This is a genomic window from Mycobacterium sp. Root265 (genome assembly GCF_001428895.1).
GTDB lineage: Bacteria > Actinomycetota > Actinomycetes > Mycobacteriales > Mycobacteriaceae > Mycobacterium.
In genome coordinates this window covers 589,374-608,625 of record NZ_LMJA01000001.1, presented here as the reverse complement: position 1 = coordinate 608,625, position 19,252 = coordinate 589,374, and the positions used below count along the sequence as shown (strand labels likewise).

Genomic DNA, 19,252 nt, shown 5'->3' with positions numbered 1-19,252 from the left:
CATGACTGTGCGCGCGGCGATCGTGGTGACCGGCACCGAGGTGCTGACCGGGCGGATCCAGGATCTCAACGGACCCTGGCTCGCCGACCGGCTGCTGGAACTGGGCGTGGAGCTTGCCTATGTCACCCAGTGCGGTGACCGCGCCGACGATATCGAGGCGCAGTTGCGTTTCCTCGCCGGCGAGGGTGTCGACCTCATCATCACCAGCGGCGGCCTCGGCCCGACGGCCGATGATCTGACGGTGGCCACCGTGGCTCGCTTCGCCGGCCGTGAACTGGTGCTCGACGGTCCGCTCGAAGTCCGCATCGCCGAAATCCTGCGCACCCTGATGGCCGGGCGCCACGGCGTCGATTTCGAGGCGGTGATGGCCGCGAACCGCAAGCAGGCCATGGTGCCCGCCGGTGCGGAAATCCTCGATCCGGTGGGCACCGCACCAGGAGTCGTCCTGAGCGCAGCGGGGGACGGGCCGACCGTCGTGGTGCTGCCCGGCCCGCCGCGCGAACTGCAGCCCATGTGGTCACGTGCGGTCGAGTCGCTCGCCGTCCAGCAGGCGATCGCCGGACGCACCGAGTACCGCCAGGAGACGGTGCGGATGTTCGGGCTTGCCGAGTCCGGGCTCGCGGAAACACTGCGGGACGCCGAAACCCGCATCGACGGATTCTCCGATCTCGAGGTCACCACCTGTCTTCGCCGCGGCGAGCTGGAGATCGTCACCCGCTACGAACCGCCCGCCGCAGGCGCCTACGCCGCGCTGATCGACCTGTTGCGGGATCGCTATCCACAAGAATTGTTCTCCGAGGACGGCGCACTCATCGACGATCAGGTGGCCGCGCTGCTGGCCGGGCGCCGGTTCGCCACCGCGGAGTCGTGCACGGCGGGGCTGCTGGCCGCCCGGCTGGCGGACCGGGCCGGGTCGTCGGCATACCTGGTCGGCGGCGTGGTGTCCTACTCCAACGACGCCAAGGTGGCGCTGCTCGGCGTGGACGCCGCACTGATCGACGACCACGGCGCGGTATCCGAGCCGGTGGCCCGCGCGATGGCCGAAGGCGCGCTGGCCCGCTTCGGCGCCGACACCGCGGTCGGTATCACCGGGATCGCCGGGCCCGGCGGCGGCTCGGCGGAAAAGCCGGTCGGGACGGTGTGTTTCGGGGTGGCGCTGAGCGGCAGGCCAACGCAGGTGCGGACGTTGCGGCTGCCCGGTGACCGCAGCGATGTGCGCGAGCGATCGACGACGGTCGCGATGCACCTGCTGCGCAGCGAACTGCTGGCGCTGCAGACCGACTAGCCCGCGAACTCGGAGATGACCTCGGAGGCAAGGATTTCCAGGGTCTGATCGGAGGCGCGGTCGTGGGTGAACAACACGACCTGGCCGAATCCGATGTCCTGCCATTGCCGCAACCGCTCGACGATCATCGGTGCGGTGCCGATCAGTCCGCCCTCGGCGAGTCCGAAACCCGGTCCACCGAATCGCTTCTCGGCGAACTCGCGGACCTTCGGCAGCGACTGCTCGTCTGGTGCCAGTGCCATCACCGCCTCCACCGACATCACGATGGTGGCCGGATCGCGCCCGATATCGGAGCAGATGGCGCGCAGTACGGCCAGTTTGTGTTCCAGCTCGCCGAGTGCGTAGGTGGGCACGTTCCACACGTCGGCGTACCGCGCCACCAGTGGCAGCGTGTACTTCTCGCCGACGCCCCCGACCACGATGGGCGGGCGCGGTTGCTGGACCGCACCGGGACGGATGGGCATCTCGCGAACGGCGTAGTGCGCACCGGTGAAGTCCACGGTGCCCGTGTCGAACGCCTGGGTCAGGATCTCCAGCGATTCGGCGAGACGAGCCGAACGGGTGGCGAAAGACCCCCAGTCCAGGCCGGTGCGCCGATGTTCGTCTTCGATGGAGCCGCTGCCGATCCCCAGTTGCAGGCGGCCCGCCGATATCTGATCGAGCGTGGTGGCCATCTTCGCCAGCACCACGGGATGGCGGAACTGGTTGCACAACACCATATGTCCGACGCGTAGCCGCTCGGTGCGGGCCAGCAGTGCGGTGGCCAGGGTCCACGCCTCCAGGGAGTCGATCTCGGGCATCCCCGGGCCGCAGAGATGGTCATACAGCCACAGCGACCCGATGCCGAATTCCTCGCAGCGCACCGCGCGGTGCAGCACGTCGGCATAGGTGAACCCCATCTGGGGGACGTAGACGCCGATATCGAGCTCACCCATCGGCGGGTGTCAGTTCAGCACGGGTGCGAGCCGGCGCCACTGCTCCAGCGGGAGTGCCGACAGGTCGGAGTCGAGCACCTGGACGCACACATGGTCGGCGCCGGCGGCCTTGTGCTCGTTGACGCGCTGCAGGATCGCTTCCTCGTTGCCCCACACCACGATCGCATCGACCAGCCGGTCGCTGACCGAGTGCACTTCGTCCTCGGTGAAGCCGGAACGCAGCAGGTTGTTCGCGTAGTTCGGCATGGCCAGGTAGCCACGCACCCACTCGCGTCCGATCCCGCGGGCGAAATCGGCGTCCTCGCTGAGCACGGCGGTCTGTTCGGGCAGCAGCAGCGGTCCGTCGCCGAGTTTCTCCCTGGCCCCGGCGGTGTGCTCGGGGGTGACCAGGTAGGGATGCGCACCACGCGACCGGTCGGCGGCAAGGCGCAGCATCTTCGGCCCGAGCGCGGCGAGCACGCGGTCCTCGGCGGCCACCGGCTGCTCGGCGTTGTCCAGCCCGTCCAGGAAGGCCGCGGTGGCGGCCAGCGGCTTGCGGTAGGTACCCGGCGACTTCGAATCGATCAGCGGCGCGTGGCTGACACCGATGCCCAACAGGAACCGGCGTCCGTGCGCCGACGACAGCCGGGCATGTGCGGCGGCCACCTCGGCGGGCTCGTGCATCCAGAGGTTGAGGATGCCGGTGGCGATGGTGACCGTCTTGGTGGCGGTCAGCAGGTTCTCGACCGAGTCGAGCACCGGTCCGCCGACATCGGGGATCCAGAGGGCGGTGTAGCCGAGCTCCTCCAGTTCGGCCGCGGCCTCGGCGGCCTGCCCGGCGTCGCCGTACCGCAGGTGTGAGCTCCAGATTCCGGTTCCCGAAAGTTCCACGTGCCGAACTCCTTTCAGCGGGAGCCGCGGCCGTCGCGATCCCAGATGTCAAGCATCGTACGGAGGATCTCCTCGGCGCAGCCGAGCCCCCCGAGGTGGCTCTCGCCGGGCAGCACCGTCATCTCGGCTTCCGGCAGCCGCGACACCACGTGCGCGCCGTGCGCGAACGGCACGATGTGGTCCTTGTCGCCGTGCCACCAGTGCACCGGCACCTTGACCTCATCGAGGCGGAATCCCCAGTCGCGGACGAAGTCGACGATGTCGTAGAACGGGGCCGCGAGTTGTTTGCGGCCGCCGTTGAGCAGGTCGTCGAGGAACATCGCCTTGAACTCCGGGCGTGCCAGCAGTCGGCGGTCGCCCTCCGGGGAGATCCTGGCGTAGATCTCCAGCGCCGGTGAACCGACCGGCGCGATGAGCTTGATCAGCGTGGCGGCTGCCAGCCGGATGGGGGCACCGGCCAGCTCGAGCACCGGCGCCACCGTCGAGCCGAGGTTCATCAGGCCACTGGCGATGCCGTCCGGCCCGACGTAGGGGGCCACGCCACCGAGCACACCGGCGGCCACCACCCGGTCGGGCATGGCGGCCGCGGCGGCCAGCGTGTACGGCCCACCGCCGGAGAGCCCGATGACGGCGAAGTTGTCGATGCCGAGCGTGTCGGCGATGGTGCGCAGATCCTCGGCGAAAGCCAGCACGTTGGGATACTGGTGCGCTGTCGAGGATCCGATTCCGGGACGGTCCACGCCGATGAGCCGGATCTTCTCCAGCTCGGCGTAGGCCCGTGCCTCCGCGGGTATCTGCCGGCGCGCCCCGGGGGTGCCGTGCAACCAGAAGATCGCCCGGCCCTGGGGATCACCGAACTCGGCGAACCCGAGTTGCCGGTCAGCGCTGACGGCGACGTTGCCCTCTAGCTTGGGGCGCGCAATCGGAGGAACCATCCGCAAAGTGTGTCATGGATTACAGGCGCGCAAATTCGTGCCCTTTGCCACGCGTACCCGGGTCGCCATGGAATGGTCGATCGCACGCTAGTTTCGTTGTCAGCCATGCGATCGAGGAGGACCCCATGGACGATCCGGTCGACCACGGCGCCATCGCGCTGGCGTTCTCCACGCATCGTTTCGAGGAGTCGCTGCCGCATCTGGCCAGGGACGTCCGGTGGACGATCGTGGGCTACATGGTGCTTGAGGGTTCCGACGCCGTGATCCGCACCTGCAGTGAGACCCGCGAGAGCCTGGCCGACACCGAGACCAGCATGCAGCGCTGTGTGGTCGCGGCTCAGGGCGATGTGGTGGCGGTGGACACCGTGGCCCGCTACAGCGGGCCCAATGGCGTCACGGCCGTTGCCGGATGCGACATCTTCGAGTTCACCGGATCCCGGATCAGTGCCATCACCTCGTATGCGGTGCAGGTAGATCCCGACTGTTCGGGTGCGCCGCCGCGGTAGGTCGCCGACCTGGGTCCGGGGTGATCAGCGCCGGGCCGAGCCCGCGTTGCGCTCGGCCAGCGACCGCAACTGTTTGAGCGCGAACTGCCTGCTACGTCCCGCCGGTGGCAGCATGATGCCGGCCCACAGACCCTCCGCCCCCGGAGTCACGCAGGCCTCCTTCGCGCATTGCCAGCGGCGCGGACACGCACGGCACAAGGCCTTCGCCCCTTCGTCCGCCGTCGTCGTCCACCGGTCGGGATTCTGTGTGCACGGTGCCGTCCACACTCCGTCTTCGATCGCTATCGGATACACGTCCCCCCACCATCCCTTCCGTCTCGACTGATCGTTTGCAGGACCATACGGTTGTATCGTACTTACGATACAGACGTATCGGCCAGCCGTGGTGGAGTGACATTGACTACGGTGGCAATTGTGAGATCTGAGGCCGGCGGGACGGGCGTTGAGGTGCCACGCAGCATCGAGAAGATCCGGGCCGCGGCACTGCAGAGTTTCGCGGCGCACGGAACCGCCGCCACGACGTTGCGCGGGGTTGCTGCTGCCGCCGGGGTGTCACTCGGGCTCGTGCAACATCACTTCTCCACCAAGGCGGGACTGATCAAGGCCGTCGACGAGTTCGTGGTCGAGGTGGTGATCACCCCGATGGCGCAGCCCATCCCCGAAGTCGCCGCCGATTCGGTCTCCGAGGTGGGTAGCCGGGTGAACAAGGTGTTCGCCGAGCATCCCGACGTGGCGGCCTATCTGGGCCGGGCCCTGGTCGACGGCAGCGAGTTGGGCGCCACGATCTTCGACAAGCTGTATGAGGTCGGCATGCTGCGCTGGCAGCAGCGCGCCGAACGCGGGGAGACCCGCCCCGATATCGACCTGCCATGGGCGGTCATCAACGCCCTGATCCTGCCGCTCGGCGCGGTCAGCATGCGCGGCCACATCGAGCGGAACCTGGCGGCGCCGTTCACCGCGCCGGAGCAACTGCAGCGCTGGCAGGCGGCGGTGAACGAACTGCTGCGTGACGGCTTGTTCCGCAAGCCGTAGCAGAGTCAATCCTTCTCGCCGGCAACCCTTTTGCGATATGCGGATGGCGTCTCGCCGCAGAACTGGGCGAAGCTGCGGGTGAACGAGCTGAGGCTGTCGAAACCCACCGCCGACGAGGTGGCCTGCACCGACTGGCCGGGAGCGGCCAGCAGTGCCATCGCGCGCAGCATCCGGGCGTGCAGCAGATAGGTCCGCCACGACAGCCCGAGGGTGTCGGAGAACAACCGGCGCAGTGTCCGTTCCGAAACCGCCACAGCGCGACTGACATCGTCTGCGGTCACCGATGCGAGGTTGTTCTTGGTGTAGGCCAGCGCTGCCGCGACGATCGGATGGTCCGATGTCGGCAGACTCAGCGGCGCCTCGTGATCGAGCGCCTCGGTGACCAGATGGGCCAGCGTGCCGAAGAAGCCGTCGGACACCTGGTCACTGCCGTCGCGGTCGATGGGCCAGCGCAGGGCGTAGATCATCATCTCCCGGATCAGCGGTGACACCGCGATGATCCGGGCGCGGTCACCGGTGTCGGGGATCATCTGCGCGTCGAACATCACCGCGACGGTCTTGACGTCCGGGTTCATCACCGCCTGGTGTTCCAGCCCGGCCGGGATCCAGGCCGCCTGCTGGGGTGGCAGCAGGTAGTGGCCCGCGTCGGTCTCCACCTCGACGACACCCTGCAGCGCGTACTCGATCTGATGCACCTCGTGGGAGTGCCAGCCGGTGATCAGCCCGTCACCCTCGTAGAGGTAGCTGCCCGCGGGCGCGTGGCCGCCGCGGCGCAGCTCGATGACCGGCCGACCGGGTTGTTCCAGGTTGGCCGAAAAGGTCAAACCTCTGTCCGATAGCGCAGAGACGGTCACGGAATCCGAGGGTACTAGTTAGGTATGCAGACTGACGACCTGATTCTGGTGAGCATCGACGACCATGTCGTGGAGCCGCCCGACATGTTCCTGAACCACGTGCCGGCCAAGTACAAATCCGAGGCCCCGATCGTCGTGACCGACGACAAGGGCGTCGATCAGTGGATGTACCAGGGCAGGCCGCAGGGGGTCAGCGGACTCAACGCCGTGGTGTCCTGGCCCGCCGAGGAATGGGGCCGTGACCCGGCCGGGTTCGCCGAGATGCGGCCGGGCGTGTACGACGTGCACGAGCGCGTCCGGGACATGAGCCGCAACGGCATCCTGGCCTCGATGTGCTTCCCGACGTTCACCGGGTTCTCCGCCCGCCATCTCAACATGCACCGCGAGGACGTCACCCTGGTGATGGTGTCGGCCTACAACGACTGGCACATCGACGAGTGGGCCGGCTCCTACCCGGACCGCTTCATCCCGATCGCGGTGCTGCCCACCTGGAATCCCGAGGCCATGGTCAAGGAGATCAAACGGGTCGCCGCCAAGGGCTGCCGCGCGGTCACGATGCCGGAACTCCCGCACCTGGAAGGACTTCCGAGCTACCACGACGAGGAGTACTGGGGCCCGGTGTTCCAGACGCTGTCCGATGAGCAGGTGGTGATGTGTCTGCACATCGGCACCGGTTTCGGGGCGATCAGCATGGCGCCGAACGCGCCCATCGACAACCTGATCATCCTGGCCACCCAAGTCTCGGCGATGTGCGCCCAGGATCTGTTGTGGGGACCGGCGATGCGCAACTACCCGGACCTGAAGTTCGCGTTCTCGGAGGGCGGTATCGGCTGGATCCCGTTCTACCTGGACCGCAGCGACCGGCACTACACAAACCAGAAGTGGTTGCGTCGCGACTTCGGTGACAAGATGCCCAGCGATGTGTTCCGTGAGCACTCGTTGGCCTGCTATGTCACCGACAAGACCTCGCTGAAGCTGCGCCACGAGATCGGCATCGACATCATCGCCTGGGAGTGCGACTACCCGCACTCGGACTGCTTCTGGCCCGACGCCCCCGAGCAGGTGCTGGCCGAGTTGAACGCGGCAGGCGCCGACGATTCCGACATCAACAAGATCACCTGGGAGAACTCCTGCAAGTTCTTCGGCTGGGATCCGTTCAAGCTCACCCCCAAGGAGAAGGCGACCGTCGGCGCGCTGCGGGCGACCGCCACCGATGTCGACACCTCGATCCGTCCGCGCGCGGAGTGGGCACGGCTCTACGACCAAAAGCGGTTCGCCCAGGTCTGATCGAGGGTGCCGGGGTGGATCCCGGCGGACCGGGCGGCGGTTGATCTAGGCTTGGCGGCATGACCGATCTGGATCGTGCCGCCGCCCGCCGTGAAATCGCCGAAGCTCTGCTGAAGGCGCTCGACCGCCGGCATGAGGTGCTCGACATCATCGTCGACGCCACCGACCGGGATGCGGCCGTCACGGCGATCGCCGAACTGCTCGGCACCACCCACCTGGGCAGCGAGGCGGTCTTCGGCCTGTCGTTCCAGCAGCTGACGAAGGACTCCCGCCGGGGCATCGCGGCCGAACTGGAGGACCTCAACAGCCAGCTCACCTTCACCCTCAACGAGCGCCCGGCCTCCTCGGCGGAAACGCTGGTGCTGCGGGCCTTCTCGGGGGACGTCGACCGCGACATCTTCGCCGCCCGGGTGGACGAACTGCACACCGCCGGCGACGGCACGGGCAGCCCGGCCGGCAGCCTGGATGACGAGATCACCTCCGCGCTGGGTCGTTTGGACGCCGAAGAAGCCGCCTGGTTCGTGGCGCTGGAGGGCGAGGAGAAAGTCGGCCTGGTGCTGGGCGAACTCGTCGGCCATGAGGTCGAGGTGCGTATCTGGATCCGCCCCGACCTGCGTAAGAAGGGCTACGGCACCGCTGCACTCCGCAAGTCACGTTCCGAGATGGCCATCTACTTCCCGGCGGTGCCGGTGGTGGTACGCGCTCCCGGCGTCGACGCTCGGTGATGAATCACCCTCAGCGGTAATGTCTTTCGGCGGCTGATCACCAGTCGGCGCGGCCTTCTTGCGGCGTGCCCGCCGGCCGTGCTGCCGGAGCGCCGGGCTGATCCCCAGCGTCCGTGGCCGACCAGGCGGTGCCCTCGCACACCAGGTCGGTCGGCAGCGAGATCTCGCTGGGCAGCGTCACCGGCAGACCGGGCACCGTCGGCAGGGCCAGTGGAGGGGGCGGGGTAGCCGCCAGCACGGCCGGAGCCGAGGCGAGCATCGGGAGAACATTGCCCGCCGTTTCGGCGGCCAGCGCGGCGGCGGGTGCCCCGACACCGACGGGCGGCGCGACCGCGGCCTCGATCGGCGCAGCGGCGGCAACGGGTGCCGCGGCCTCGACGAGTGCCACGTCTGCCGGTGGTGGTGGCGGAACGTCAACCGGTGCGGGCGGCACGATGTCGACTGGCGGTGCGGTTTCCAGCGGCGGTGAGGCCTCGACCGGCACCGGGGGCGGCACCATCTCGACCGGGGCAGGCGGGAGTGGCGCAGCCTCGACCGGCGGGGGCGGCGGTGCTGCCGCCAGTGGCGGTGGCGGGGGAGCAGCGGCGATCGGCGGGGCGGCCTCCACCGGATTGACCGCTGCGGCCTCGATCAGCGGAGCGGCGACCGGCGCGGCCGGTGCTGCCATCGGAATTCCCGCCGGGACGGCCACCGGGACCGGCGGAACGCCGACGGGTAGCGGCGGGGTCACCACTGGTACGGCCGGGGCCGCGAGAGGCACCGCCGCAGGAATGGCGGCAGGCACCGGGGCGGCCATCGGGGCCACGGGTGGTCCGGCGACGGCGCGTTCGAGTACCGACATCGCGGCGGGCACAGGAGGTGCGGCCTCGATCGCGGCGGGTACCGGCGGTGGTGCCGGCGGTGGCGGGGCCGCGATCTCAACCGGGGGAGCAGGGACGGCGGCAGCTTCGATCAGTGGTGCCGCAGTCTCCACGGGCGCCGTGGGGGGCGGGGGTGGTGGAGGCGCGAAGGCCTCGTTCAATGCCGCAGCGCCACCTTGCAGAGACTGCGGGATGATCTCCGGTGAGGCGGCGAGGTCGGAGACCATCTCCAGGCATGGCACCCCGGGGCTGGGCTCAGCAAACGCCGCCGGGCTCAGAGCGAGTACGCCGCAGTACAGACCTGCCGTTGCGAACGATGTCAGCGCGAGCCGATTTGTGGTGCGTGGCATAGATTTCCCGGTCTCCCTGCGACTGACGACGAGGGGAACTTATCGCGATCTTGAAATTGCGCAAACCGCCAATTTTGGCCGACACCGATCCGATATGAAGCGGTGCCCGTCCTGTGACTGCAGCGGGGCAAACTGTCGAGCCGCGGCTCAAAAGCGCAGCGCGCGAGCCTCTTTCTGACCCGCCGCGGTGAGTCAGAGTCCGGCGGCCTGCTCCAGCGCGGACAGCGAATCCTCCAGGTGAGTCAGCAACCTCTGCAGATGCGGCACGCTGCGCCGGCACCCGACCAAACCGAAGTCCAGGTTGTCGGCGTTGTTGGTGAGGGTGATGTTCAGTGCCTGCCCATCGAGGGCGATCGACAGCGGGTAGTTGCCGTCCAGTCGGGCGCCGTTCCAGTACATCGGTTCCCGCGCGCCGGGCACATTGGAGATGACGATGTTGAACGGCGGCGGTGCCGAGGAGACGAATCCGGGTACCAGGCTGAGCCCCAGCCCGGCGACCAGGAAGCCCGACAGTGCCAGCGCCTGGGTTCGCGGTAGCTCGCTGAAAACCTGCTTGTTGTCCCGCATCGAAGCGCTGATGGTCTCCAACCGTTTCATCGGATCGACGACATCGGTGGCCAGGTTGCACAGGATCGTGCCGACCATGTTGCCACCGGCGTCCTGCTCGTGCTCACCGCGCAGGCTCACCGGAACCATTGCCACCAATGGCGTTTCGGGAAGCGCGTGTTGCTCGTCGAGATAGGCGCGCAGCGCTCCCGCGCACATCGCGAGCACCACGTCGTTGACGGTCGAGCCCGGCGCGGCCTCCTTGACCGCGCGGAGCCGGGTGAGCTTCCAGGACTGTGCCGCGCACCGGCGGGCGCCGCCGATGGGCACGTTGAACATGGTCTTGGGTGCTCTGAAGGGCAAAGTCAGCTGTTGCTCGAAGAGTGCCGTACGGGCGAAGGCGATCGTCGAGGGGGCAATGCCGGCCACTGCGCCGGCGGCTCCGGTGAGCGTACCCACCAAGGAGGAACGCTCACTGGTGGACGTCACGGCCCGCTTCTTGGACTGCAGCGTCCAGGGCACCCGGACCTCGCGGTCGTCCGGATCGGACGCCAGCGTGCGAATCATCAGCCGCTGGGCGGACACCCCGTCGATGAGGGAGTGGTGGATCTTGGTGTACACCGCGAAGCGCCCGTCGCTGAGGCCCTCGACGAAATAGGCCTCCCACAGCGGCCGGTGCCTGTCGAGCAGAGTGCCGTGCATCCGTGAGGTCAACTCCAGTAACTCGCGGACCCGCCCGGGGCGTGGCAACCCGGAACGGCGCAGGTGATAGTCGACATCGACCTCGCTGTCCAAAGTCCAAGCGACATTGGAGATTCCACCGAAGAGGCTGGCCGGATGTTTGCGGAAGGTGGGCTGGAAGTCGTCACAGTCGGCGATCGTCCGGTAGAGGTCCCCGACGAAGTCGGGGCCGGCGTCGGCCGGGGGCTCGAACAGCTGGAGACCACCGACATGCATCGGATGTTCTCGTGACTCGCCGACGAGGAACAGCGCATCGGTCGGGGAGATCAGCTTCATGCCGCCACGCTACCCATCCCACCCGCAGCGGGTAGGCGATTGCTCAGGCGGGCCGGGTGGCGACAGGCACACGAGCCGCCGGCGCCGCCGGAGCCGGCGCGACCGGGACGCGGACCGCCGGTGCCGGGGCCACGGGTACCGCAGCGGCGGGAGCCGGCAGTGCGGGGGCGACGGCGGGGGCCGGCAGTGCCGCGGCGGGCGGCGCCGGTGCGGGCAGCGGCGGGGGAGCGGGCGGCGTCACACCGAGCACGCGCAGCAGATCGGGTTTCATCGCCTGCAACTGGGAGCCCCAGTAGCCCCAGCTGTGGGTGCCGTCCTTGGGGAAATTGAAGACCCCGTTGCGGCCGCCGGCCGCCAGATACCGTTGCTGGAAGGTCTTATTGGTGTTCAGCGTGATGTTCTCCAGGAACTGGGAGCTGAACATGCCGCCGAAATCGCCCGCGTTGTCGAGTTCGGAGGGTGTGCCGTCTCCGCAGTACACCCAGACCGCGGTGCGGTTGGCGGCCAGCATGCCGACATTGACCATCGGGTCGTTGCGGCGCCAGGCCGGGTCGCTGGTCTGTCCCCACATGTTGGTGGCGTTGTAACCGCCGGCATCGCGCATCGCAAGGCCGATCAAGGTCGGCCACAGACCCAGCGAGGGGTTGACGAAACCGGACAGCGATCCCGCGAAGATGAACTGGGCGGGGTGCCAGATGGCCAGCGTCAGCGCGGAACCACCCGACATCGACAGTCCGACAACGGCATTGCCCACCGGGCTGACCCCACGGTTGGCGGCCAGCCAGCCCGGCAGCTCCTGGGTCAGGAAGGTCTCCCACTTGTAGGTGAGGGTGCCTGCGGCGCCGGTGGCGGGTTGATACCAGTCGGAGTAGAAGCTGGATTGCCCGCCGACGGGCATCACCATCGACAGCCCGGAGTCGTGATACCACTCGAAGGCGGCGGTGTTGATGTCCCATCCGCTGAAATCGTCCTGTGCGCGCAGGCCGTCGAGAAGGTAGATGGCATGCGGTCCGCCGCCCTGGAACTCGACGCGGATGTTGCGGGCCATGGCCGCGGAAGGAATGTCCAGTTGTTCGATGGGCAGGCCGGGGCGGGAGAACGCGGCGGCGGGTGGTGCGCCGGCCAGCGACCCGAGGAGCATCGTCGCGAGAGCGGCGGACATGCCCCGGCGCAGCCACCGACGCATCGTTGTCGAAGGCGTCATGCACGGCAAGTTAACAAAACCACGCAGGCGACCGGTCGTCCGACGCGGGCCGTGATCGCGTTGTGATGTCACGGTTTTGACTCAGGCCGGCACGACGACAACCAGATCGTTGCCGTTGCGCTCGACTCGCATGCCGGCTTTTCGCGCGACGGCAGCGACCTTGGCCGCGTCGTCGGGTTCGGACCTGCTGGTGACCAGCGCGCGGGCCAGCTTGCCCTTGTGCGCCTTGTTGAAATGGCTGACGACCGTGCGGTGTCCGTCGGCGTGCTCGGCCAGCACGTTGACCCGGACCGCGCTGTCGAGCCGGCCGAGCGCGGCGTACGAACCCGAGCGCAGATCGACGACCAGTTCTTCCTCGGCGATCTCGGCCAGCGCCGGTTCGAGCACGGGTTTCCAGCGGGCCGCCAGTGTCGGCCGGCCCGGGAGTTTGGCGGAGGCAGACAATCGGTACGGCGGTACCGGATCATCGGCGCGGAGCAGACCGAAGAGCGCCGATCCGACGGCGAGCCGGGCCCGTGCCCGGGCCGCGCTCGCTCCGCGCAGCGATCCGACGTCGAGGGCGTCGTAGAGCACACCGGTGTAGCGATCGATCGCCGCCAGGGTCGGGGTGGTCATGAGTGTGGCGTTGCGTTCGATCTCGGCATCCTGCTTCGCGGTCAGGCCGAGAGCCCGGCGACAGGCGGGGACATCGGCGGCCAGCGCGGCGACTTCGCCGGTGAGTTCGGTGCGTACACCGATCAGCGCGGGGAAACTGAGTCGGTCGAGTCGCAGTGGTGGGCCGTCGCCCCCGGATCTCTTCGTTTCCGACGGCGGCAGCAGCACGATCACGCTGAGAGGTTAGCCGAGCGCGGATCGGCGGCCGACCGCGCCGTCCGAGCAAGCGCTTGGTGTCGCGACGCGACAAATGCAGATGAGTTAGCTGCATTCCGCGCCTTTGCCTCCAGGTGCAAAAGCCGGTTCTCCCGAGGTGGTGCCAGAGAACGAAAACCTTGGGTCGGCCCTCAGATAAAGCATTGACAATGGTGCATTCATATTCGACTATCGGCGTGTTCGATCAGGTGAGGATCGGTGCGGGGGTCGATCGAGGTTTGTTGCAACTGCGGTGCAGAAGGATCGCAGAAGGATTGCAGAACGATGCAAAGGATCCGGTAGTGGAGTCGACGCTCAGGAAGTCTGCGATCATGGACACCGGACGGCGCGCGGTTGCTCAGCGCGGTGTGTTAGCTGCCGCCGTTGTTCATTCGGCCAAGCGCGTTGACTCCGCAAATTCCGGGTCCACGATTCGATCGCACGACGGCCGCCTGCGGCCGCCGCAGATGACAGGGGAGCTCTCGTGACAGCTCAGGACATTGTCGGCGCCGAGCCCGGAGGCTCCGACGATCAGGGAATCGCGGTGGATGTGCGGGTACGGGTGCATGCCGGTACCGATGACGAGGAACTCGGTCTCGTCGTCGACGACTTCGGTGACAGCGCGGGCTACTCGGTGGACATCGGTGACAACCACATCGCCGATCCCGCTCGCCGATGGGCGGTGCTCCTCGACACGGGATCGCTGACCTTCGTCAACAGCGACGCCCTCACCCCGGAGTAACCGGGTCAGCCTCGGTCGGGAAGCCGATCGAGCAGTTCGTCGAGGAAACCGCCCGCTTCGCGGCCCGCTCGTGCGGTGTCCTGCGCGGCGATCGCCTCGATCAGCCCCCGGTGCCGGGCGAATTCGGAGATCGGTTGTACCTCTTTGGTGGTGATCACACTCGCCGACACCACCTCGGTGAGACCCCGGTAGAGCTCGGTGAGCACGGGATTGTGTGAACTCTTCACCACGGCGAAGTGCAGTTCGGCGTCCGCTCGGGCGAAGTCGTCGCCGCCGCCCTCGCGCAGCGCCTCGCTGCGATCGAGTAGCTTCCACAGCTCATCGAGGTCGTCGGCTGTCCGCGCGGTCGCGGCCAGCCGTGCCCCCTCGACCTCCAGGCAGCGACGTACCTGCAGCACGTCGCGAAACTCGGTGCCGCACAACCGCTGAAGCGCTCCGGAGACCTCGCTGGTGGCCCGGACATAGGTGCCGTCGCCTTGTCGGACCTCGAGGATGCCGCTGTGGGCGAGCGCCCGGACAGCTTCGCGAACGGTGTTGCGGCCGACACCCAGTGTCTCGGCGAGCGCGGGTTCGGTCGGGATCCTGGTGTCGACCGGCCATTCGCCGGCGCTGACCGAGGAACGCAGCTGCTCGATGACCTGGTCGACCAGTCCGGTGCGGCGCGTGGTGGCCAAAGGCACAAAAACCCCTTTCATCCAATCATGGGATGTATGGCAGGCTAATGCAGGTGAATGGAAGTCGCCACACGAGTGCGCTCAACGACCTCGAACCCGACCTCGAACCCGACCTCGAGGGCTCGGTGGAGTTGCGGCCCGCCGAGGTGGCGGCCGGCGGCGCGCTGCTGGTCGTGGCGGTCGTTCTCACCGCGTTGAACCTGCGGCCCGCGATCACCAGCGTGGGGCCGTTGCTCGGGGACATGCGAGACGACCTGGGCACCTCGGCACTGTGGGCCGGGCTGCTGACGACCCTGCCGGGACTGTGTTTCGCGGCCGCCGGCCTGACGGCGCCGTGGCTGGCCCGCCGTTTCGGCATCGGTTCGGCGATCGCCGCCGCGCTGCTGGTTCTCACCACAGGTCTGTTGCTCCGGGTGATCGACGGTCCACACGTCGTCATCGGGGGCACGCTGGTCGCCACCGCGGGCATCGCGCTGATCAACGTGCTCATCCCGGTGGTGATCAAAGGTTCATTCCCCGCCCGGATCGGTCTGATGACGGGCATCTACACCGCCGCACTGCAGGGCGGCGGAGCTGCCGGTTCGGCCCTCACACCGGCGCTCGACGAGATGCTCGGCGGCTGGAGATTCGCGTTGGGCGCCTGGGCCGTGCTGGCGGCCGCGGCGCTGATCTTGTGGCTCATCGCGATGCAGCGCCGCCGGGCCGCCGCCGGGCCCACTCCGCGGGCCGAGACCGTGGTTGCGCAGGGGCGTTCCCTGCTGCGCAGCCGGCTGGCCTGGATCATCACCGGATTCTTCGGTTGCCAGTCGCTGATGGCCTACGTGGTGATGGGCTGGCTCCCGCAGGTCTTCATCGACAACGGCATGAGCAAGGGCGATGCCGGCCTGCTCCTGGGTCTCAACGCGGTGATCGCGGTGCCGATCAGCATCGTGGTCGCCCCGATGGCCGCGCGGCGGCCGAGTCAGAGTGGCTGGATCGTCGGACTGGGACTGCTCGGCATCACCGGTGTCGCGGGTCTGGCGATCGCGCCCGCCGCCGCACCCCTGCTGTGGACAGTGCTGCTCGGGCTCGGGATGAGTGTGTTCTCGCTCGCGTTGGCGGTGATCGCGCTGCGGGCCCGGACCGCCGAGGACACCGCCCGGCTCTCCGGCATGGTCCAGGGTCTGGGATATCTGCTGGCCGGCGTCGGACCGTTCGTGTTCGGTCTACTGCATGAACTCAGCGGCGGGTGGACGGTGCCATGGGTGATGTTGTTGGTCGTCTACGTCATCCAGATCGTCCTGGGGGCCCTCGCGGGCCGGCCCAGGTTCGTCTAGCTCTGGCGGGCCGCTACAGCGGGAACGACGCCGGGGCGGGCGGCGGGGGCGCCATCGGATCCAGCGGAGCCGGCGGGGGCGGAACGTCCAGCGGCACGGGTGCCATGGCGTCGGCGGGCGGGGGCGGCAGTTCACCCGGGGCCGGCGGGACGAAGCCGGGCGGGGGCGGCGGGATCATGCCGTCGGGCGCCGGCTGCGCCGCGGGATCCATCGGCAGATACATGTGCTTGGTGAACTGGGCCTGGTAGGCACCGCCGCCGCCGACCTTGACGCCGCCACCCTCACCGGAGGACACCGGGGTGCCGTCCGGAAGCGTGACGGCTGTGTGGCTGCCGTTCCAGCCGATGACGAGCGCGCCGGGCTGGGTGCCGTACTGGAAGCCGCGGGCGAGCAGCGCGCCTTCCTGGTTTCCGGTGTTGAACCGGTCGCCGAAAACCGGTCGATTCGTGGCGGCGTTACTGACCCATGATGCGAGGCCCGAGCAATCGGTCCCCGCGGGGGAATCCCCGCCCGAGATGTATGGCGTCCCTGACACCTGGCTCACAAGCGCCAGAAGTGAAGCTACAGCAAACATGCGGACGGACGTTAACAGAGCACTTTGCAACCGGGCAAAATTCTGTGACCCCCTTCACATCTCAGCAAACGCCCAGCGCAACTCACAAAATGACGTCTGAACGGCCTTGTCCGGGGCCGTGATTCAGTGGCGTTGGTGCACTGATCTTGAGTTCTCGCAAAGACCTTGCGGGTCCGGCATTGCCGCTTGCGCGAATGCGAAACATGTTGGGCCGGTCTACCATCCAAAAACGCTGAGGCGCAACGTATCCGGATTGCTCATCCAGGTACGCAAAATGGCTGCCCCGAGAAGTGTGGGAGCAGCCATTTCGTGGGACTCGGCGTGGGATCTACCAGACCCAGACGGACATGTCGTCGGGCGGGTAGTTCATGCAGACGGCGGTTGAATGGGCGACGACGCCTTTGTTGTTGAAGAAGATCTTGGCCCAGTTGGGCCAGTTCCAGGCCARCTGTTCGTAGAAGGCGTTGGTGGCGGTGTCTTCGGAGTATTGGCGGCGGCCGGCGTAGTCCATGGAGAAGAACCAGTGGATGCGGTCCTGGACGGCGCGGTGCACCTCGGGRGACTTGTTGTTGTAGTCGATCATGTAGCGCTCGTAGTAGACCGGGTCGGTGTCGCGGGTGGCGGCCAGGATCTGCTCGGCGGTGCACGGGGTGTGCAGGATCTTGCGGGGGATGGGGTAGTCCTCGGTGGCGTCGGCGGACGCGGTGGGGGCCAGGGTGAGGGCGGCGGCCGCGGCCAGGGCCGCCAGGCTCAGCTTCTTGAGTTTCATCATCNCTGTTCGTAGAAGGCGTTGGTGGCGGTGTCTTCGGAGTATTGGCGGCGGCCGGCGTAGTCCATGGAGAAGAACCAGTGGATGCGGTCCTGGACGGCGCGGTGCACCTCGGGGGACTTGTTGTTGTAGTCGATCATGTAGCGCTCGTAGTAGACCGGGTCGGTGTCGCGGGTGGCGGCCAGGATCTGCTCGGCGGTGCACGGGGTGTGCAGGATCTTGCGCGGGATCGGGTAGTCCTCGGTGGCGTCGGCGGACGCGGTGGGGGCCAGGGTGAGGGCGGCGGCCGCGGCCAGGGCCGCCAGGCTCAGCTTCTTGAGTTTCATCATCTTCCCTACTGTTGCGTGAGCAGGACGCGTTTGTCGGGGCAGTAGTAGTTCATTGCCGCGCCGAGGAATTGGTAGGCCTGTTCGGTGCTGGAACCGCGTAGCAGTTGGTCGGAGACGAACTTCGCGGAGTCCTGTGCGGTGATGTCGACGCCGCGGTCGAGGCGTTTGCAGGCGATCTTGCCGATCCAGGCGTTGAAGTAGCAGTTGGTCGGAGACGAACTTCGCGGAGTCCTGTGCGGTGATGTCGACGCCGCGGTCGAGGCGTTTGCAGGCGATCTTGCCGATCCAGGCGTTGAARTCCTTCTGCCCGTAGATGCCGTAGGTGTGCAACTCCTTGGCGAAGTCACTGTCGGGGTCGGCCTGGGCCGGAGCCGCCAGCGCGATACACGCCGCGACCAGCGCACCCGATACTGCGGCCAGCTTGCTCGATTTCATCACTAACCCCTGTCTGGTTCGGGCGCACCGGCGGTGACCGGCTGTCTGGGCCACGGTTGTGGCAACGGGCGCTGGCGCACCCGCTGCGGCCACCAGAACCACTTGCCCAGCAGCGCCGCGATGGCCGGTGTCATGAACGCCCGGATCACCAGTGTGTCGAACAGTAGACCGAGACCGATCGTCGTACCGACCTGGCCGATCACCGTCAGCTCACTGACCGCCATGGACATCATGGTGAAGGCGAAGACCAGGCCGGCCGATGTCACCACCGAACCGGTGCCGCCCATGGCCCGGATGATGCCGGTGTTCACGCCGGCCTGTATCTCTTCCTTGAGGCGCGCGACCAACAACAGGTTGTAGTCCGCGCCGACGGCCAGCAGCACGATCACCGCCATTGCGAGCACCATCCAGTGCAGCGGGATCCCGATGATGTGCTGCCAGATCAACACCGAGAGCCCGAATGCGGAACCGAGCGAGACGGTGACCGTGCCCACGATGACGGCGGCGGCCACCACGCTGCGGGTGATGATCAGCATGATGATGAAAATCAGCCCGATGGAGGCGATTCCGGCGATGATCAGATCCCACTTGGACCCTTCGGCCATGTCCTTGAACACCGAAGCGGTGCCGGCGAGATAGACCTTGGAACCCTCCAGCGGGGTGCCCTTGATGGCTTCCTTCGCCGCCTGTTTGATCGCCTCGATGTGAGCGATGCCCTCCGGGCTCATCGGGTCGCTCTCGTGGCTGATGATGAAGCGCACCGCATGCCCGTTGGGGGACAGGAAGCTCTTCATACCGCGCTTGAAGTCTTCGTTCTCGAAAGTCTCCGGAGGGAGGTAGAACGAGTCGTCGTTCTGGGCGGCATCGAAGGCCTCACCCATGGCCGACGAATTGTCCTGCATCGCCGACATCTGATCCTGTATGCCCTTCTGGGTCTGATACATGGTCAGCATGTAGGTCTTCATGTTCTTCATCGTCGCGAGCATCGACGGCATGATCGCCACCATCTGCGGCATCAAGGTATCCAGGCGTTCCATGTCAGGGATGAGGTCCTCGATGCCGTCGGTCATCACGTCGATGCCGTCGAGGGTGTCGAAGATCGAGCGCAGCGCCCAGCAGCCGGGAATGTTGAAGCAGTGCGGTTCCCAGTAGAAGTAG

At 67.5% G+C, this 19,252-nt stretch carries 22 protein-coding genes; 7 read left to right on the top strand and 15 right to left on the bottom strand.

From position 1 onward, the window contains the following. The first annotated feature begins 1 nt into the window (after position 1). Positions 2-1,285: a competence/damage-inducible protein A gene (locus tag ASE48_RS02845; RefSeq protein ID WP_057165454.1), complete on the top strand. Its 1,284-nt coding sequence runs from the start codon at positions 2-4 to the stop codon at positions 1,283-1,285. Here ASE48_RS02845 and ASE48_RS02840 read toward each other — a convergent pair. From ASE48_RS02840 to ASE48_RS02830, 3 genes are read right to left on the bottom strand one after another with little or no spacing between them, the layout of a single operon-like run. Beyond that, positions 1,282-2,220 (bottom strand): LLM class flavin-dependent oxidoreductase, encoded by a 939-nt coding sequence (locus ASE48_RS02840; protein ID WP_057165453.1) that lies wholly within the window; start codon positions 2,218-2,220, stop codon positions 1,282-1,284. The genes ASE48_RS02845 and ASE48_RS02840 overlap by 4 nt on opposite strands. Before the next feature lie 9 nt (positions 2,221-2,229). Next, a complete protein-coding gene (locus ASE48_RS02835) occupies positions 2,230-3,090 on the bottom strand; it encodes an LLM class F420-dependent oxidoreductase (RefSeq protein ID WP_057165452.1) in 861 nt (286 codons plus the stop codon). Positions 3,091-3,104: 14 nt separating this feature from the next. Next, complete coding sequence (locus tag ASE48_RS02830; protein ID WP_057165451.1) at positions 3,105-4,025, bottom strand: alpha/beta fold hydrolase; 921 nt, start codon at positions 4,023-4,025, stop codon at positions 3,105-3,107. A 125-nt stretch (positions 4,026-4,150) separates the two neighbouring features. On the opposite strand from ASE48_RS02830, the gene ASE48_RS02825 reads away from it, so the two are divergent. Then, positions 4,151-4,531, top strand: coding sequence for a nuclear transport factor 2 family protein (locus ASE48_RS02825; protein WP_057165450.1), 381 nt, complete (start codon positions 4,151-4,153; stop codon positions 4,529-4,531). Positions 4,532-4,555: 24 nt separating this feature from the next. On the opposite strand, the gene ASE48_RS32015 is transcribed toward ASE48_RS02825, so the two are convergent. Further along, a complete protein-coding gene (locus ASE48_RS32015) occupies positions 4,556-4,816 on the bottom strand; it encodes a WhiB family transcriptional regulator (RefSeq protein ID WP_442928662.1) in 261 nt (86 codons plus the stop codon). A 129-nt stretch (positions 4,817-4,945) separates the two neighbouring features. On the opposite strand from ASE48_RS32015, the gene ASE48_RS02820 reads away from it, so the two are divergent. Continuing rightward, complete coding sequence (locus ASE48_RS02820) at positions 4,946-5,563, top strand: TetR/AcrR family transcriptional regulator (RefSeq protein WP_057165449.1); 618 nt, start codon at positions 4,946-4,948, stop codon at positions 5,561-5,563. 5 nt (positions 5,564-5,568) lie between these two features. Here the strand turns inward: ASE48_RS02820 and ASE48_RS02815 are convergent, their stop codons facing one another. Continuing rightward, a complete protein-coding gene (locus ASE48_RS02815) occupies positions 5,569-6,417 on the bottom strand; it encodes an AraC family transcriptional regulator (protein ID WP_082613942.1) in 849 nt (282 codons plus the stop codon). Positions 6,418-6,441: 24 nt separating this feature from the next. Between ASE48_RS02815 and ASE48_RS02810 the strand changes: the two genes are divergently transcribed. Both ASE48_RS02810 and ASE48_RS02805 read left to right on the top strand, forming a co-directional pair. Further along, positions 6,442-7,704, top strand: coding sequence for an amidohydrolase family protein (locus tag ASE48_RS02810; protein ID WP_057165447.1), 1,263 nt, complete (start codon positions 6,442-6,444; stop codon positions 7,702-7,704). Between the two features lie 59 nt (positions 7,705-7,763). Next, positions 7,764-8,429, top strand: a complete 666-nt coding sequence (locus ASE48_RS02805; RefSeq protein WP_057165446.1) for a GNAT family N-acetyltransferase — start codon at positions 7,764-7,766, stop codon at positions 8,427-8,429. Positions 8,430-8,466: 37 nt separating this feature from the next. Here the strand turns inward: ASE48_RS02805 and ASE48_RS02800 are convergent, their stop codons facing one another. The 4 genes from ASE48_RS02800 to yaaA all read right to left on the bottom strand — a co-directional run bounded on the left by ASE48_RS02800 (position 8,467) and on the right by yaaA (position 13,234). Continuing rightward, on the bottom strand, positions 8,467-9,639 hold the full coding sequence (locus tag ASE48_RS02800) for a hypothetical protein (RefSeq protein ID WP_200962039.1): 1,173 nt from the start codon (positions 9,637-9,639) through the stop codon (positions 8,467-8,469). A 192-nt stretch (positions 9,640-9,831) separates the two neighbouring features. Beyond that, positions 9,832-11,202 carry a WS/DGAT/MGAT family O-acyltransferase gene (locus ASE48_RS02795; protein WP_057165444.1) on the bottom strand — a complete coding sequence of 457 codons (1,371 nt, stop codon included), beginning with the start codon at positions 11,200-11,202 and terminating at the stop codon, positions 9,832-9,834. 43 nt (positions 11,203-11,245) lie between these two features. Continuing rightward, on the bottom strand, positions 11,246-12,406 hold the full coding sequence (locus ASE48_RS02790; RefSeq protein WP_057165443.1) for an esterase family protein: 1,161 nt from the start codon (positions 12,404-12,406) through the stop codon (positions 11,246-11,248). Between the two features lie 81 nt (positions 12,407-12,487). Beyond that, positions 12,488-13,234 carry a peroxide stress protein YaaA gene (gene yaaA, locus ASE48_RS02785; protein WP_057165442.1) on the bottom strand — a complete coding sequence of 249 codons (747 nt, stop codon included), beginning with the start codon at positions 13,232-13,234 and terminating at the stop codon, positions 12,488-12,490. A gap of 505 nt (positions 13,235-13,739) precedes the next feature. Between yaaA and ASE48_RS02775 the strand changes: the two genes are divergently transcribed. Next, positions 13,740-13,997: a hypothetical protein gene (locus ASE48_RS02775; RefSeq protein ID WP_057165440.1), complete on the top strand. Its 258-nt coding sequence runs from the start codon at positions 13,740-13,742 to the stop codon at positions 13,995-13,997. A 5-nt stretch (positions 13,998-14,002) separates the two neighbouring features. Here ASE48_RS02775 and ASE48_RS02770 read toward each other — a convergent pair whose 3' ends face one another. Continuing rightward, a complete protein-coding gene (locus ASE48_RS02770) occupies positions 14,003-14,677 on the bottom strand; it encodes a FadR/GntR family transcriptional regulator (RefSeq protein ID WP_057165439.1) in 675 nt (224 codons plus the stop codon). A 47-nt stretch (positions 14,678-14,724) separates the two neighbouring features. On the opposite strand from ASE48_RS02770, the gene ASE48_RS02765 reads away from it, so the two are divergent. After that, the gene (locus ASE48_RS02765) at positions 14,725-15,987 is read left to right on the top strand and encodes a CynX/NimT family MFS transporter (protein WP_442928656.1); all 1,263 of its coding nucleotides are present in this window, start codon (positions 14,725-14,727) and stop codon (positions 15,985-15,987) included. A gap of 13 nt (positions 15,988-16,000) precedes the next feature. Here the strand turns inward: ASE48_RS02765 and ASE48_RS02760 are convergent, their stop codons facing one another. The 5 genes from ASE48_RS02760 to ASE48_RS33290 all read right to left on the bottom strand — a co-directional run. Beyond that, positions 16,001-16,561, bottom strand: coding sequence for a hypothetical protein (locus ASE48_RS02760; protein WP_057165438.1), 561 nt, complete (start codon positions 16,559-16,561; stop codon positions 16,001-16,003). Between the two features lie 328 nt (positions 16,562-16,889). Then, positions 16,890-17,330, bottom strand: coding sequence for a DUF5078 domain-containing protein (locus ASE48_RS02755; protein WP_082613974.1), 441 nt, complete (start codon positions 17,328-17,330; stop codon positions 16,890-16,892). A 5-nt stretch (positions 17,331-17,335) separates the two neighbouring features. Continuing rightward, positions 17,336-17,656, bottom strand: a 321-nt coding sequence (locus ASE48_RS02750) for a DUF5078 domain-containing protein (protein ID WP_156409023.1), incomplete at its 3' end; no start/stop codon positions are given. Between the two features lie 8 nt (positions 17,657-17,664). Beyond that, a complete protein-coding gene (locus tag ASE48_RS33780) occupies positions 17,665-18,006 on the bottom strand; it encodes a DUF732 domain-containing protein (RefSeq protein WP_442928655.1) in 342 nt (113 codons plus the stop codon). A gap of 90 nt (positions 18,007-18,096) precedes the next feature. After that, on the bottom strand, positions 18,097-19,252 hold a 1,156-nt coding region (locus ASE48_RS33290), incomplete at its 5' end, for an MMPL family transporter (RefSeq protein ID WP_235570650.1).